This window comes from Citrobacter rodentium NBRC 105723 = DSM 16636 (assembly GCF_021278985.1).
Lineage (GTDB): Bacteria > Pseudomonadota > Gammaproteobacteria > Enterobacterales > Enterobacteriaceae > Citrobacter_A > Citrobacter_A rodentium.
This window is the reverse complement of sequence record NZ_CP082833.1, coordinates 3532416-3547368: the sequence shown is the minus strand read 5'-3', so window position 1 is coordinate 3547368 and position 14953 is coordinate 3532416. Positions and strand designations below refer to the sequence as shown.

Sequence of the window (14953 nt, the reverse complement as noted above, 5' to 3'; positions counted from 1 at the left end):
AATGTTATATTACGTATGGGGAGTTTTTAACTACCCATTACCTGTTCCAAAGGGGGATAGCCTGCATAAAGCAAGTAAAAATGATTGTCATTTTTATCCGTTCAATCATAGCGGCAATATATTTACTATAGATTCAATGCTATGGCATGGAGGAAATGAGATTTTCAGTCCGGGATTAAAATGCATTGAAGAAGAGATTCTTCTTATAAAGAAAAAAAATTTAGTTAATTTGATGGCCATCACAACAAAAACAAACACTCCAACTATTGTTTTTAATAGTGAACTAGAAGCTATCCCTGAAGCTATAAATGACATTTTCCTTTCAACTTATATTAACATTGGCTTTGATATAGTAGATGCTATGGGGGTTAGTGGGTTAGTCAATATAGGATTTAATAATAATCAGACTACACATATCAAAAGTTTAAATATAAAAATAAATAAATTTGGCTTACTTGATGATTATAAACAAGCTGAAAAATTAAGTTACCTTCTGTCTTCATTCGCTCCTGAACATTGTTATTTTACTCCTGTAAACATATGGAAAGCTAATAAGTAGAATCGAATTGCTGCGGTAAGCCCGATCGGCAAAACGCTATCGGGCAACAGAAGCTTAAAAACCGAGGCTGTCCAGCAGATCGTCAACCTGATCCTGGCTGGCGACCACGCCCGCTTTGCTGGTATCGACCTGCGGGCCATTGAGCAGGCTATCGCTTTCACGTTTTGGCCGCGCGCCCTGCTCCGGAATGTTCTCCAACAGCACCATCAGCAGCTGGCGTTCGATCTCCTGAATCACATCCATCATGCGCTTGATCACCTGACCGGTCAGATCCTGGAAATCCTGCGCCATCATGATGTCGAGCAACTGCGCGTTGGTGAAACTGGTGTGCTCCGGCACGTCGCTGAGAAATTTACGCGTGTCGGTGACCAGCTCGCGGGCGTCAGCAAGCTCCATCGGGTTTTCAAACCATTCATCCCAGCGCTTGCTCAGCGCTTTGGCCCCTTTCTCCATCTCATCCTGATGCGGCTGCGATGCCTCAACGCTGTTCAGCGCGCGCTCGGCGGCCTGCGCGGTCATCTGCACCACATAGTCCAGACGATCGCGAGCATCCGGGATCGCTTCCGCCGCTTCGGCGATCGCCTGGTCCAGCCCCAGTTCACGCAGGCTGTCGCGCAGCATGCGGGTGAGGCTGCCAATGCGGGCGATGATATCCCCGGCAGCGTGCTCGTCTGTGGGTTTTACGGTAGGTTGCATCATTGTCTGCCCCTTACATGCCCAGTTTCTCAAAGATTTTGTTGAGCTTTTCTTCGAGCGTCGCGGCGGTGAACGGTTTCACCACGTAACCGCTGGCCCCGGCCTGCGCCGCCGCAATAATGTTCTCTTTCTTCGCTTCCGCCGTGACCATCAGCACCGGCATACTGGCCATCACGCTGTCGGCGCGAATGGTTTTCAGCAGTTCAAGACCGTCCATGTTCGGCATGTTCCAGTCGGAGATAACAAAACCAAAGCCGCCCGCCTGTAATTTATTCAGCGCGTCGACGCCGTCTTCGGCCTCTTCCACGTTGTTAAATCCCAGCTCTTTAAGCAGGTTACGCACGATGCGACGCATGGTGGAAAAGTCATCCACAACCAAAAACTTAAGCTCTTTATCCGCCATAAAAAATTACTCCTGATTCAAATACGTATTGCCTGTCCGGCACTGATTTTCGCCAGCATCTGCTGGCTTACCTGGCTGAGATCGACCACTTCGCTTACGCCACCCATATTGATGGCCTCGCGCGGCATGCCGAACACCACACAACTTGCTTCATTTTGCGCAATGGTCCAGGCGCCAGCCTGACGCATCGCTAACATACCGGCAGCGCCGTCGTTGCCCATTCCCGTCAGGATCACCCCAACGGCATTGCGCCCCGCATGAATCGCTACCGAATGAAACAGCACATCCACTGATGGCCGGTGCCGGTTAACCGGCGGCCCGTCATGAATTTTGATTTGATAGTTTGCCCCGCTGCGCGCCAGCTCCATGTGCTTATCGCCAGGAGCAATGTAAGCGTGCCCCGGCAGTACGCGCTCGCCGTGTTCAGCCTCTTTCACACCGATCTGACACAGTTTGTTCAGCCTTTCGGCGAAGGAACGGGTAAAGCCCGGCGGCATATGCTGGGTGATAATCACCGCCGGGCAGTTGAGCGGCAGCGGTTGCAGCACGTGACGAATCGCCTCGGTGCCGCCCGTCGAGGCGCCAATGGCGATCAGCTTTTCGGAACTCAGCAGCGACCCGGCTTTCAGGGTGGCGGGCGCGGCGACAGGCTTGTGCGCCGCAAGCCGCGCGCGCGACGCGGTACGCACCTTTTCGGCGATCGTTTCGCTGTAGGCCAGCATACCTTCGCGGATCCCCAGCTGCGGTTTGGTGACGAAATCAATCGCCCCCAGCTCCAGCGCCCGCAGAGTAATCTCTGAACCCTGGCCGGTCAGCGAAGAGACCATCACCACCGGCATCGGACGCAGGCGCATCAGTTTTTCGAGGAAATCGAGGCCGTCCATGCGCGGCATTTCAACATCGAGCGTCAGGACATCCGGGTTATATTTCTTGATTAAATCGCGGGCAACGAGCGGATCCGGAGCAGTCGCCACCATTTCCATATCGCTGTGGCTGTTTATAATTTCGGTCATGATCTGACGCATGAGCGCCGAATCATCTACCGACAACACCCTGATTTTACTCATGCTTTATCCTTACTCAGCGCATACACCGTCTGTCCGCGCAGGCTAAAATCGCGCACAAGGTTGCTAAAGTTCTCTGAATGCCCGGCAAACAGCAGGCCGTCAGGCTTCAGGAGAGGAACAAAACGACGCAGGATGTCCTGCTGCGTCGACTTATCAAAGTAGATCATCACGTTACGACAGAAAATGGCGTCGAACGGTCCCGGCACGTTGTACTGCTTATCAAGCAGATTAACCCCGGCGAACTCTACATGGCTCGCCAGCTCCTGGCGCACGCGCACCAGCCCTTCATGGGGACCGGTGCCGCGCATGAAGTAGCGCTGAAGCTGCTGCGGCGACAGGGTTTTCAGCTCGTCGTGGCGATAGATGCCGCTACGGGCTTTTTCCAGCACTTCGGTGTCGATATCGCTGGCGAACACCCGCCAGCGCCCCGGCGCGGTGCCGAGCGTATCGGCCAGCGTAATGGCGATGCTGTATGGCTCTTCGCCGGTAGAAGCCGCCGCGCTCCAGACCCGGTACTCGCCGTTACGCCGACGGGCATGTTCCGCCAGCACCGGAAAATGGTGGCCTTCGCGAAAAAAAGCGGTCAGGTTAGTGGTCAGGGCGTTGATAAATGCCTGCCATTCCGCGCTGCTCTGGTTCGCCTCCAGCATACTGAGATAGCGGCCAAAGTCGTCCAGCCCCAGGGTACGCAGACGGCGAACCAGACGGTTGTAAACCATATCCCGCTTATGGTCCGCCAGCACGATCCCTGCGCGCAGATAGATTAACTGACATATCCGACGAAAATGCGCGTCAGACAGCGCAAGGCGCTGTGTCATCTGTAACAATAATGACGTTTGCCCGCCGGGCAGAGATGATGTCATAGCGCCTTCTTTATCACATTCAGGATACAACTGGCGCCACCTGCGGTAGCGCCGATTCTTGGTGTGGTCTAACCCGTTCAGTCACAGTTAAAATGTTTCCCAGTGCGTATTGGGCTCTGTATTTACCGATGGCTTCTGCGCCGCGCGGGGCCCAGAAGCAACGGCGCGTTCTTCTCCGGCTTTTGCCGTCCGGGATCCGGCGGCAAGGCGGAATGCCGACACCGCTCGCGTTAAGCGGCTGGCCTGATCTTCCAGCGCGGCGGCAGCGGCAGCGGACTCCTGAACCAGCGAGGCGTTTTGTTGGGTGACGCGATCCATCTCCGCAACCGCCAGCGCCACCTGATCGATGCCACGACTCTGCTCATCGGACGCCGAGGCGATTTCTCCCATGATGTCGGTGACCCGCGTCACCGCATCGACGATGTCATGCATGGTGTCACCCGCGCTTTCAACCAGCGCCGAACCGGTATCCACCCGGGAGACAGAGTCATCGATCAGCGCTTTAATCTCTTTTGCCGCCTCGGCGCTGCGGCTGGCGAGATTACGCACCTCTCCGGCGACCACCGCAAAGCCGCGCCCCTGCTCACCGGCGCGCGCCGCTTCCACCGCCGCGTTCAGCGCCAGGATGTTGGTCTGGAAAGCGATCCCGTCAATAACGCTGGTGATGTCGGCAATTTTCTTCGAGCTGTCGGCGATGTCGTGCATCGTTTTGACGACGTTATCCACCACCTTGCCGCCGTGTTTGGCGGTTTCCGAGGCGCTCAGCGCCAGCTGCGACGCCTGACGGGCGTTGTCGGCGTTCTGTTTAACCGTTGCGGTCAGCTCTTCCATGCTGGCGGCGGTTTCCTCCAGCGCTGAAGCCTGCTGCTCGGTACGAGAGGAGAGATCGGTATTGCCCGCGGCAATCTCGCTGGTGCCGGCATAGATGGCATCAGAACCTTCGCGAACCTCCGCCACCGTCGCCACCAGCGAACGCTGCATGTGCGAAACGGTGCTTGCCAGTTCGCCAATCTCATTGCGCCCGGCTACGGTCAGGGTGTTGGTTAAATTGCCGCTGGCGATTTCACGAATATGGACAATCACGCGACCCAGTGGATTGAGCAGGATTTGACGAATGCCGTACCACGCCACCACCAGAATCGACGCCAGCACTACCGACAGGATGCCGAGCTGCCACTGGGCGAAACGATAATCGCGCGCGCTTTCGTCAAACTCGTGACGATAGAGTTTTTCACTGGCGGTGGCGTATTTGTCCAGTGTCTCGTCAAGCGCGTGTTGCATACTCTGCGTCGGCTGAGCGAAGTAAGCATCCATGTTGCCATTTTCCAGGAACTGCACCAGTTCCGCTAACGCCGTATAGTAGGTACGATATTTTTCATCGACATCTTTGCTGGCTTCCGCCATGTCAGGGTGCGGGGCAATCGCTTTGAAATTGTTGTAATGCGCCGCCGCCTGCGCGAGAGTCGCTTTCGCATTTGCCAGCAGCTCGGTTTTCGCACTGCTCTGCTGGTTCTCCACGTCCATCATCATGCGCGCGGAGGAGCGGCTGAGGTTAATACGCGTTTGCAGCATCAGATCCCATGTTGAGGTCAGTTCACTTTGCTGCTGGCGCAAACTATTGGAAACAATAAAACTGTCCTGATTCTGCTGTAACGATGAAAACAACAAACCACCGGATATAAGCTGTAGCAGTGCAAAAACTCCCAGCACCATCATCAGCATTGTGACCACGCGAATACGGTTAAACATAAGGCACCTTCCAGGAAACGAGTTATCAACGTTATCGGCACCCGGGATAAGAACTTTACGTTTGCGAAAGGGGAAATCGGCTCAGAAGGCGATATCCACCACTACCGTGTCGGTGTAGGTTCCCGCTGGCGGCGTTGTCTGAGCAGGCAAAACTCTGGCGGTGTAGTTATAAGTGCGCAGCAGACCGTCGCTGCTGGCGGATGATGACGCGCTGCTGGCCCAGCGTTCGCTGCCGACGCTGCCCCAACGATTGGTGGTGCTGGCTTTATAAATCTCGTAGCTCAGGCGATTACTGCCGCTCGCCATATTGCGCGCGCTACCGGCGGCGTAACTGCCGTTATTTATCCCCACCGTATAGCTACTGCCTTTGGTGCAGGTGATGGAAACCGCCTGCGAAACCGCCGGAAAATCTTTCGCCAGCGGCGCGCTGCCAAAATTGACGTTCGGCGCATTGATGGTAATGCAATCATTGGTGACCGTGAGATTGAGTTGCAGGCTCGACGCGACGGTGCCGGTTTGCGCAGTGCCGCACAGCCCCAGCGCCCCAATCTGACATACGTTATAAGCGACGTTGAAATTGAGCGTGACCTGATACGGTCCGGCGCTGACCTGCTGGCCGGTGCTGGTGCGAAAGTAAAGCGGCAACGTGAATCGCGATGATCCTAACAACGCCAGCAGCGAGCTGCCGCTCCAGGTATAACTGCCGCCAATCGCTATCTCGTTGTTGCTGGCGCAAGCGGACTGAGCGCACATGCGTACCGGAATCACATCGGTCACCGTGGCGTTATCGCTGCGCTTCAGGGTTGCCCGGTTGCTGGCGGAGACCGTCGCCCCGGTATAGGTAAGCGTGATCGTGTCGTTATTCAGCAGTCCCAGCACAACATCGCACTGCACGACTAAACTGGCGCTGGTGGACTGCTCCGTGCTGTTGACGGTAAACGATGAGACACTGCCAAACGCGCCGTTGGTGGTGCTCACCCGACAGGCCGCCCACGCCTCCGGCGCGGCAAACAATAACAGCAGGAGCAACAGCGCGCGGCAACTCATTGCATCCCCCCGCGGCAGACCAGCGGTCCGTAGGTTTGCAGCTTATGCTGAGGATTTGGCGTCAGAGTCAGGGTCGCCGTGCAGCGCTGTCCATCCGGCGCTATCACCTGCAGAGGGTTAACCTTGTTGAGATTTTCCAGCCAGACAATCCCCTCATACCCCACCACCGCCGACGTGCCGTTATCCCGCAGCACCTGGCTTGCCAGCGGAAGCGGCTGGCCGTGTTCATCATGGAGAATGACGCTCGCCACCCGCGTCTGTTCCATCGGAAAATCAACCAGAAAACCGCTCTGGCGGCGCAGGGCCACTTTGCGTTCAGTCTCCCGCAGACGGGTATCGGCGGGCAGCCTGAGGGTATCAATGCTGTAACGTGCGGGATAGTATGCAGAGACGCCGCTGATCAGCAGATAACCGTTGTCGTTTGTTGCGCCGACCGGCTGGTTTTCGTAGTTGACCGGCACGCCCGGCTGACCGTCGGTGCTCACCAGCACAAACGCATCATTGATCTTATTGGCGGCGAACAGCTGGTTTTCCATCAGCACCAGCGAGCCCAGCGCCTCGCCCCACCAGGTCATGGCGTTGTTTTCACCCCAGGTGCCGCCCTGTAACTCTACGTTATTGTTGCGCCATCCCAGCGTCGCCTGCTGATAGTTTCGCGCCTGAGTCTGCCGCGCCCAGGCCAGATTCCAGCTGAACCCGCCATCGGTCGGCATCGCGTGGTTGTAGTTAATACGCTGCGTCTGCCCGGCATCCGGCGTTTTCTCCATGGTGACTGCCGCGCTGTCCCGCTCGCCCAATGGGATCTGCACCGACATCGCCAGCGTCCACTCCCCCTGCTGGTTATCCCTGCTTGCCGCCAGATAGATACTGCTGCTGCGCCACAGGCTGCGGCTCCAGGAGAGATTCAGTAGCTCCGTCTTTTGCGCGTCGAAACTACGGATGCCAATCCACGCCGCGCCGATATTGCCGAAGCTGCCCATATTAAAGGTTAACGCATACTGATCGCTGCGCTGGCTTAATGAGGCCAGCGGCTGGTTGTCGTCGTCCACCAGCGCGCTCTGGTCATACAGCGCAAGATTGCCAAACCCACGCTCACGCCGGGAATGCTGCGTCGCCACGCTGAATGCGGCGGTACTGTACTGATATCCCCAGTTAAGCTGATTCCCCTGCCTGCCGCGCATCCGGCTTTCCGTCCAGGCGCCGTTTACGACTCCGAAACGCCCCAGCTTTACCAGCGCGCCCGCGCCGCCCAGCGCCAGCTCTTCGGCCCCTTCCCCATGCCCTTCAAGGGTCAGATAATCATTCACGCCGTAGCGATAGCTCGCGCTGCCCGCCGCCGGACCATAGTCAAAGTTATCGACCCCGTAATTTCGCCGCAGGCTGCCGAGGGTTACGGCGCCATCGCTGACGCCGGTTTTCAACAGATTGCTGGCGACATAGAACGGCAAAGTGGTACTCACCTGCCTGCCGAGCGCATCGCGGGTGACCAGCACCGCATCGCCCGCGCCGTTAATATAAGGAAGATTGGTCAGCGTGAACGGTCCGGGCTGTAGTTCAGTCGAACCGGCCCGATAACCGTTAATAAACAGATCGACGGCGGTTGGCACCGCCGCTTCGCCGGAAAATTCCGGTAGGGGCCAGGTAACCAAGTCCGGGCGTAAAGAGAAATCGCGCCCCCACGCTATCCCGCCGACGCGGACGCTGTTGCTCCAGCTCAGGGCATCGGTGATCACATCGCCCACCCGCCACTGGGTGGCATTTTCCTCACGGGTGGCGGTGAATACGGTATCGTAACGCACATAGCCATCCTGCCAGTCTTCGTCTCCCGCCAGATTCTGCCGCACATACCCCGTGGAGGAGAGCGCCCCCGCATCATTAAACAGGCGCAGCTCATGCCATACAGAGGCCTGGCTGTCGCCGTCTTGCGTGCTGCTGGTGTAAAAATCATAATTCAGCAGCGCTCCGCTGCCGTTTCGCGCCTCATGCGCCGGGGTTTCTCCGCCAAACGGCGTACCGCGTTCCGGCAACCAGTCGCGCGGTACGCTGAGCAGCAGACGCTGTCCGCTGCTGTCATAGCTGACGTTTACCTGCGGCAGACGTGAAACGTTCACCTCGCCCGCAGGAAGTTTGCCGGCAGGAAGCCCCGCATGCTGAAGGTCGGCGCTGGCGACATAGTAATCGCCCGCCCGCTGAATCACGGGGACCACCTGCTGCGTATCGTAATGGTTAACAATCAGCACCAGATGGAAAACCGCCTGCTGGTCGATAGCCCGTGCATCCGGCGGAGGCGGTAGCGCATCATCTCCTGACTCAGCGCGACAGACGCCGGTGGTGGTCAGAAAAGCCGTCATCAGCACGCCGCTCAGTTGGCGGGACCAGACAACCATTTGCCGTCCTGCGCGTTGATTGCCGCGGTAAGTTGGTCAGGACGGGTTGCCCCGGTGGGTAACGGCCAGCGACGAACGCTCCCGGGCAGAACATATCCCAGCAGGCCTTCGGCCATAGCGTGCTGCGCGCCGCCCTGACGGAGCGACACTTTACTCAGCCGGACATGTATATCGCCGTCGTTGCGCACCTCCAGCTGCGGTTGCCCTTCATTACGCACCACCCGCCAGCGCAGTTGCGAAGGATTGACCTGCGCATGATGTTCCTCCTGCGCCCAGGTCTTTACGCCCTCCCCGTAGACAAACAGCGGCAGCGAATAGCGCATCTGCACGTTAAGCCCCATTTGCGGTTTATTCTGGCTGCCTGGCTGGGGGATCTCATCGACGATGATCCGGTACGCCTGCTCCACCCCGTGGGGAACGGTGGACTGCTTGATCAGGCGAATCAGCTGCTTATTGCCTTTTTCAATGCGCACGATCGGCGGACTGGCCACCACATCCTGTTGCGAGGTGTAGCGTTCAAAACCGTTCTCCTGCTGCCAGCGAACGATGCGCACCTGCATCGTCGTTGGCGTAGTACCCTGATTCTGGATCCATAGCTCAGTGGCGTTACTGTCTGCCGCCAGCCAGGGATCGATCGGCCACAGCAAAATGGTCGCCGCGCCGTTTGCCCCCGATGATAAGAGCGCTGTCACAAAGCCTGACAACAGCCAGGATGCCCGCAAATTCATGTCACTTCTCCCTTCGCTACCATGACAAGGTCACGGTAAGCAGATCTGAATAATTGCCCGCCGGGCTGAAACCGGTTAAAAATGCGACGCCGAAAAGCGGTAGCGCAATGTTATTACTGTTGGTGTAGGTCACTGAAACCGGCTGATTAACGCCAATCTCGCTGTTTGCCGTCAGCGATGAGGTGCTGTAAAGTCGATAGCCGACCCGTTGCGTGCCGCCATCGCGCTGCATATTGCGCACCGAACCGTAGTATCGTCCGCCGTCCACCGTCATGCTCAGCGCCACCCCCGGCGTACAGGCCAGCGTCAGGGCGGCATTGGGCACAAACTGACTGCTGACCTGTCGGTTTTCCACGCCGCTGTAGCTACCGAAGTTCAGGCTACCCAGCGCAGCGCCGCTGCCGGTTGTCACCGAGCAGCCGGGCGTTATCGTGGCGCTGAGTTGAAAAGATTGCGTGGTAACGGCGGAAACTGGCGATACAACCGCAGCCAGCGCCGCCGGAAAAAGGCGCAGCCATCCCCCGCTTCCTCGCAGGAAGCGCGTCATCCAACGACTCATTTAAAAAGGCGTATCAGTAAATAACGCTGACGTTGACGGTATCGGTGTAGGTTCCTGGCACCACGGTGACGCTGTTGCCGCCGCCCTGAATCCGACCGTATAACGTATAGTTATCGACGCCAGCGGTGGTGGAGGCTTTCGGGAGAGGCGTATTGTTGGCGATCACGTTACTGAAACCGCTGTCGCTGTAAAGGCTGTACGCCACGCCCTGGGTGGTATTCGCCGCATTCACCAGGTAACGGGCCGGCGTGCCGGGCGTACCGACCACCGAGCCTGGCGCTGATGAATTGGTATTGCCGGTAACCTGGACGGTGTAGTCCGCAGTGGTGCACTGGATGCCGAAGCTGTTGCCCCCTGCGGCGCCGGTCAGTTGAGTCGTCAGTTCGGAAAAGGTGGCCGGATGGGTACCAAAATTCAGCGTACCGAAGTTGATGCCGCTCTGACTGGGTGAACCATTGATCAGGCAACCATTGGTTAACGTCAGCGTGACGCCGACCGTTCCGCTACTGGTCACCGCCAGAGCCGAAGGCAGCGGAAGCAGAAAAATGCCAGCCATACCCAGGAACCGAGAAATTGTTTTCATTACCCCATCTCCGAATCATCGTCACCTTTGACGAAAGCCAGTTCCGGCATGGCGAGAAAGTTCGCGCACGCTCAGAAAACGAAATGATAATCAGAAATTTAGCTTACGGCGGTGAAAACAACCACTGGCGCTACGTTTGTTGATACAGATGGGTGATTGACATAAAAACATCATATTTATCAATTTATTAATATTGATAACATTTGGTTTTCATATCCATTTCTGAGGATATATTCATTCTTATGCGATCCAGTTCACAAAATTCCCTCACTCAAAGCACAACAAAATGCATAAAGAATAAAAAATAGTTGTAACCCACAGCGGAATACTCCAGGTTAGGTAGTAAATGAATCAGTAAAAATTATTCACACGGTGAATTGTTTAACTGATAACAAATTATTAATTTCAGTCCGAGGAATATTCTGTGGCAAACGCAAATAAGCTCACGATACTTATCGTGATTTTCATGCTGGCTGGCATTGTGTCAGGCGCCGTTATTCATTCTTACACGTCTGCTGGCGTTATCAGCGCCTGGGCGGAGAACATCACCCTCCTTACCGATATTTTCCTGCGCCTGATAAAAATGGTCATCGCGCCGTTAGTGTTCAGTACCTTAACCGTCGGGATTATGCGTCTGGGCGAAACCAGCACTATCGGACGGGTCGGCGGCAAAGCGATGATCTGGTTTGTCAGCTCCTCCGTGCTGTCGATCCTCGTGGGCCTGCTGATCGTCACCCTTGAACAGCCCGGCAGCGGTCTGAATCTGGCGATTCCGCAAGAGGCGGTGGATACCGGCCTTGCCGTAGGCGGGATGAGCCTGAAGGGATTCCTGTCGCATACCATTCCCACCAGCATCGCCGGTGCGATGGCGAATAACGAAATTTTGCAGATCGTGGTGTTTTCACTGTTCTTTGGCATCGGCGGCGCGTCGCTGGGCGAGAAGTTCAACGCTCCGCTGGTCGCCGCGCTGGACGTGGTTTCGCACATTATGCTGAAAGTGACCGGTTACGTGATGTACGTCGCGCCGCTGGCGATTTTCGCCGCTATTTCTTCAGTGATCGCCACAGAAGGGCTGGGCATTTTGCTGAACTACGCCTCGTTTATCGGCGGCTATTACGTCGCGATTCTGTTGACCTGCCTGCTGTTACTGACGGCGGGCTATCTGGTGCTGAAAAAAGAGGTCTTTCGCCTGGTCAGTATGCTGAAAGATCCGGTACTGGTCGCTTTCACCACCAGCAGTTCCGAGGCCGCTTATCCGAAAACGCTGGAGCTACTGACCAGATTTGGCTGCTCGCGCAACATTGTCTCTTTCGTCCTGCCGATTGGTTATTCCTTTAATCTGGTCGGTTCGATGGTGTACTGCTCTTTTGCCTCAATGTTCATCGCCCAGGCGTATAACATTCATCTGTCGTTCACCGAAATAACCGTACTGATGCTCACGCTGATGCTGGCATCGAAAGGCATCGCCGGGGTTCCGCGTTCGGCGCTGGTAGTGCTGGCGGCCACCATCCCGAGTTTCCATATTCCGGTTGCGGGGATCCTGCTGCTGATGGGCATCGACCATTTCCTTGATATGGGGCGTTCCGCGATTAATGTGTTAGGGAACGGCATTGCCACCGCGATGCTGGCACAGGATGAGGGATTGCTGGCGGAAAGCGATAAAGAAGAGAGAATGCAGGAAGTACAAGCGTAACGCATTATTGTGCCGGATGGCGCGCCTACGAAGCAATATGAATCGCAGGCCGCGCCATCCGGCATGACGGTTACGCCATATGCGCCGCCGCCATATCCAGCAGCGCCATTTCGTCGCTGTTCAGCAGCTTTTCGATGTTCACCAGGATCAGCATACGTTCGCCCAGCGCGCCCAGCCCCGTCAGGTATTCGGTTGACAGCGTCACGGCAAATTCCGGCGCCGGACGGATCTGTTCAGCGGTCAGCGACAGCACATCGGAGACGCCGTCAACGACAATCCCCACGACCCGCTGTCCAAGATTCAGTACGATCACCACCGTGTTATCGTTATACTCTACGTCGCCCTCGCAAAACTTCACGCGCAGATCGACGATCGGTACAATCACGCCGCGCAGGTTCGTCACCCCTTTGATAAACGCGGGCGTATTGGCAATGCGCGTCACCTGATCGTAGCCGCGAATCTCCTGCACTTTCAGGATATCGATACCGTACTCTTCATCTCCCAGCGTAAACACCAGGAACTCCTGGCCTGACGGCTCGCCGGCCAGTTTGGTTACATTAGTCATACCGGTCATATTTTTCCTTCTCACTCAATCAGGCGGCGGTGATCGCCATACGTTGTTCGCGATTTAAACTTTGCAGGGCGGAGACATCCACAATCAGCGCGACGCTGCCATCGCCCAGAATCGTCGCCGCGGAGATACCCGGCACTTTACGGTAGTTGCTTTCCAGGTTCTTCACGACCACCTGGTGCTGGCCGATCAGTTGATCCACCAGCAGCGCGTAACGACGTCCCCCGCTTTGCAGGATCACCACGATGCCCTGGGTGGCTTCGGTTTTCGCCCCTGCAACGTCAAACACCTTCCACAGCTCCACCAGCGGCAGGTATTCGCCGCGCACCTCCAGTACGCGTTCGCCGCCCGCCAGCGGGTGCAGATCGTCTTCGCGCGGCTGCAGCGATTCCATGACCGCATTCAGCGGCAGGATAAAGACCTCATCAGCCACGCGCACCGACATGCCGTCGAGGATCGCCAGCGTCAGCGGCAGCAGAATACGGATCGTGGTGCCGGAACCCTGTTTTGACTGGATCTCCACGTGGCCGCCCATCTCCTGGATGTTTCTTTTCACCACGTCCATGCCCACGCCGCGCCCGGAAACGTCGGTTACCTGTTCGGCGGTAGAGAAGCCCGGTGCGAAAATCAGCATCCCGACTTCGTCATCGGTCATGTTGTCATTCACCGCCATCCCCTGAGCAACCGCTTTCGCCAGGATGCGTTCCCGGTTAAGGCCCGCGCCGTCGTCGGTGACTTCAATACAGATATTGCCGCCCTGATGTTCCGCCGAGAGGATCAGATTGCCCACCGGATTTTTCCCGGCTTCCAGACGTTTTTCCGGCAGTTCAATGCCATGATCGAGGCTGTTACGCACCAGATGGGTTAGCGGGTCGATAATGCGTTCAATCAGGCTCTTGTCGAGTTCAGTGGAGCTACCGACCAGCGTCAGTTCAACCTGCTTGCCAAGCTTACCGGCCAGGTCGCGCACCAGGCGCGGGAAGCGGCTGAACACATACTCCATCGGCATCATACGAATCGACATCACCGACTCCTGGAGATCGCGGGCGTTACGTTGTAACTGCCCCATGCTGGTAATGAGTTCGCCATGATTTACCGGGTCAAGTTCGTTAGAACGCTGCGCCAGCATCGACTGGGTAATCACCAGTTCACCAACCAGGTTGATCAGCTGATCGACCTTTTCCACCGCCACGCGGATGCTGGTCGATTCGCTAGGGCGCGCCGGTTTTTCCCGCTCCGCGCGTCCCGCCTGGCCTTCAGCGGCGGCGGGTTTCACCGCCGCAACCGCCTTCGCCGGTGGTGCAACGGTAACAGCCTGTTCGGGCGGCGCCTGTACCGCAGGCGCCGTCGCCGCGGCCACTTTTTCAAAGGCGATTTGATCTGCTTCAATCACAAAGCAGAGGACGGCAATGATGTCATCTTCGGCGATGTCGCCATCGAGCGTCGCGGCCAGGCTGTCGCTCCCCTTCACCACCTCAGTTAAGGTGGCAAGGTTGCCTAACTCTTCTTCCAGCAGATCGACTTCACTGGCTTTCAGGCGGGACAGCACGATGCGCAGTTTTTCTCCGGCAGCCGGCATCGCCTCCTCAAGCAGCGCGTTATCCACCACGCTCAGGCGGGCATTTGTCACCACCGCTGGCGCCGTTTCGCCTTTCGCTTCCAGCGCTAACTGGCGTAAAGCATTGCAGATATATTCGAAGCTGGCGGCATCCGGCTCCTGTGAGCTTTTGTAGGCATCGAGCTGTTCCTGCATGATATCCTTCGTTTCCAAAAACAGGTTGATAATGGCGGTATTGAGCTGCATCTCACCGCGACGCGCCTCATCAAGCAGGTTTTCCATCAGGTGGGTGGTTTCCTGCAGGATGGTGAAGCCAAAGGTTCCGGCACCGCCTTTGATCGAGTGCGCTGCGCGAAAAATGGCGTTCAGTTGCTCGGCATCCGGCGCTTCGGGCGCCAGATCGAGCAGGTGTTGCTCCATGTCAGCCAACAGCTCGTCAGCTTCATCAAAAAATGTCTGATAAAAATCGCTTATATCCATGCTCACGCTA

General features: G+C 56.7%; 14 protein-coding genes. 2 read left to right on the top strand and 12 right to left on the bottom strand.

Going from position 1 to position 14953, the window contains the following annotated elements; genetic code table 11:
• Position 1 precedes the first annotated feature (1 nt).
• On the top strand, positions 2–559 hold the full coding sequence (locus K7R23_RS16815) for a hypothetical protein (protein ID WP_024132712.1): 558 nt from the start codon (positions 2–4) through the stop codon (positions 557–559).
• A gap of 54 nt (positions 560–613) precedes the next feature.
• On the opposite strand, the gene cheZ is transcribed toward K7R23_RS16815, so the two are convergent.
• From cheZ to K7R23_RS16765, 10 genes are all read right to left on the bottom strand, one after another.
• Positions 614–1258, bottom strand: coding sequence for a protein phosphatase CheZ (gene cheZ / locus K7R23_RS16810; RefSeq protein ID WP_012906158.1), 645 nt, complete (start codon positions 1256–1258; stop codon positions 614–616).
• Positions 1259–1268: 10 nt separating this feature from the next.
• Complete coding sequence (gene cheY, locus K7R23_RS16805; protein ID WP_012906159.1) at positions 1269–1658, bottom strand: chemotaxis response regulator CheY; 390 nt, start codon at positions 1656–1658, stop codon at positions 1269–1271.
• A gap of 17 nt (positions 1659–1675) precedes the next feature.
• Positions 1676–2725, bottom strand: coding sequence for a protein-glutamate methylesterase/protein-glutamine glutaminase (locus K7R23_RS16800; protein WP_012906160.1), 1050 nt, complete (start codon positions 2723–2725; stop codon positions 1676–1678).
• On the bottom strand, positions 2722–3588 hold the full coding sequence (gene cheR / locus K7R23_RS16795; RefSeq protein ID WP_012906161.1) for a protein-glutamate O-methyltransferase CheR: 867 nt from the start codon (positions 3586–3588) through the stop codon (positions 2722–2724). The genes K7R23_RS16800 and cheR overlap by 4 nt, the downstream gene beginning before the upstream one ends.
• 87 nt (positions 3589–3675) lie before the next feature.
• Positions 3676–5337: a methyl-accepting chemotaxis protein II gene (gene tar, locus K7R23_RS16790; RefSeq protein WP_012906162.1), complete on the bottom strand. Its 1662-nt coding sequence runs from the start codon at positions 5335–5337 to the stop codon at positions 3676–3678.
• A gap of 81 nt (positions 5338–5418) precedes the next feature.
• Positions 5419–6384, bottom strand: coding sequence for a Csu type fimbrial protein (locus K7R23_RS16785; RefSeq protein ID WP_012906163.1), 966 nt, complete (start codon positions 6382–6384; stop codon positions 5419–5421).
• On the bottom strand, positions 6381–8771 hold the full coding sequence (locus K7R23_RS16780; RefSeq protein WP_012906164.1) for a fimbria/pilus outer membrane usher protein: 2391 nt from the start codon (positions 8769–8771) through the stop codon (positions 6381–6383). The genes K7R23_RS16785 and K7R23_RS16780 overlap by 4 nt, the downstream gene beginning before the upstream one ends.
• Positions 8747–9499 (bottom strand): fimbrial biogenesis chaperone, encoded by a 753-nt coding sequence (locus K7R23_RS16775; protein ID WP_012906165.1) that lies wholly within the window; start codon positions 9497–9499, stop codon positions 8747–8749. The genes K7R23_RS16780 and K7R23_RS16775 overlap by 25 nt, the downstream gene beginning before the upstream one ends.
• Before the next feature lie 16 nt (positions 9500–9515).
• Positions 9516–10046, bottom strand: a complete 531-nt coding sequence (locus tag K7R23_RS16770) for a Csu type fimbrial protein (RefSeq protein ID WP_012906166.1) — start codon at positions 10044–10046, stop codon at positions 9516–9518.
• A 25-nt stretch (positions 10047–10071) separates the two neighbouring features.
• Positions 10072–10641 (bottom strand): Csu type fimbrial protein, encoded by a 570-nt coding sequence (locus K7R23_RS16765; protein ID WP_012906167.1) that lies wholly within the window; start codon positions 10639–10641, stop codon positions 10072–10074.
• A 424-nt stretch (positions 10642–11065) separates the two neighbouring features.
• Between K7R23_RS16765 and K7R23_RS16760 the strand changes: the two genes are divergently transcribed.
• The gene (locus K7R23_RS16760; RefSeq protein WP_012906168.1) at positions 11066–12334 is read left to right on the top strand and encodes a dicarboxylate/amino acid:cation symporter; all 1269 of its coding nucleotides are present in this window, start codon (positions 11066–11068) and stop codon (positions 12332–12334) included.
• Positions 12335–12404: 70 nt separating this feature from the next.
• Here the strand turns inward: K7R23_RS16760 and cheW are convergent, their stop codons facing one another.
• Together cheW and cheA are read right to left on the bottom strand one after the other, a co-directional pair.
• Entirely contained in the window at positions 12405–12908 is a 504-nt protein-coding gene (gene cheW, locus K7R23_RS16755) for a chemotaxis protein CheW (RefSeq protein ID WP_012906169.1), read from the bottom strand.
• A 19-nt stretch (positions 12909–12927) separates the two neighbouring features.
• Positions 12928–14949 (bottom strand): chemotaxis protein CheA, encoded by a 2022-nt coding sequence (gene cheA, locus K7R23_RS16750; RefSeq protein ID WP_012906170.1) that lies wholly within the window; start codon positions 14947–14949, stop codon positions 12928–12930.
• Positions 14950–14953: the final 4 nt, after the last annotated feature.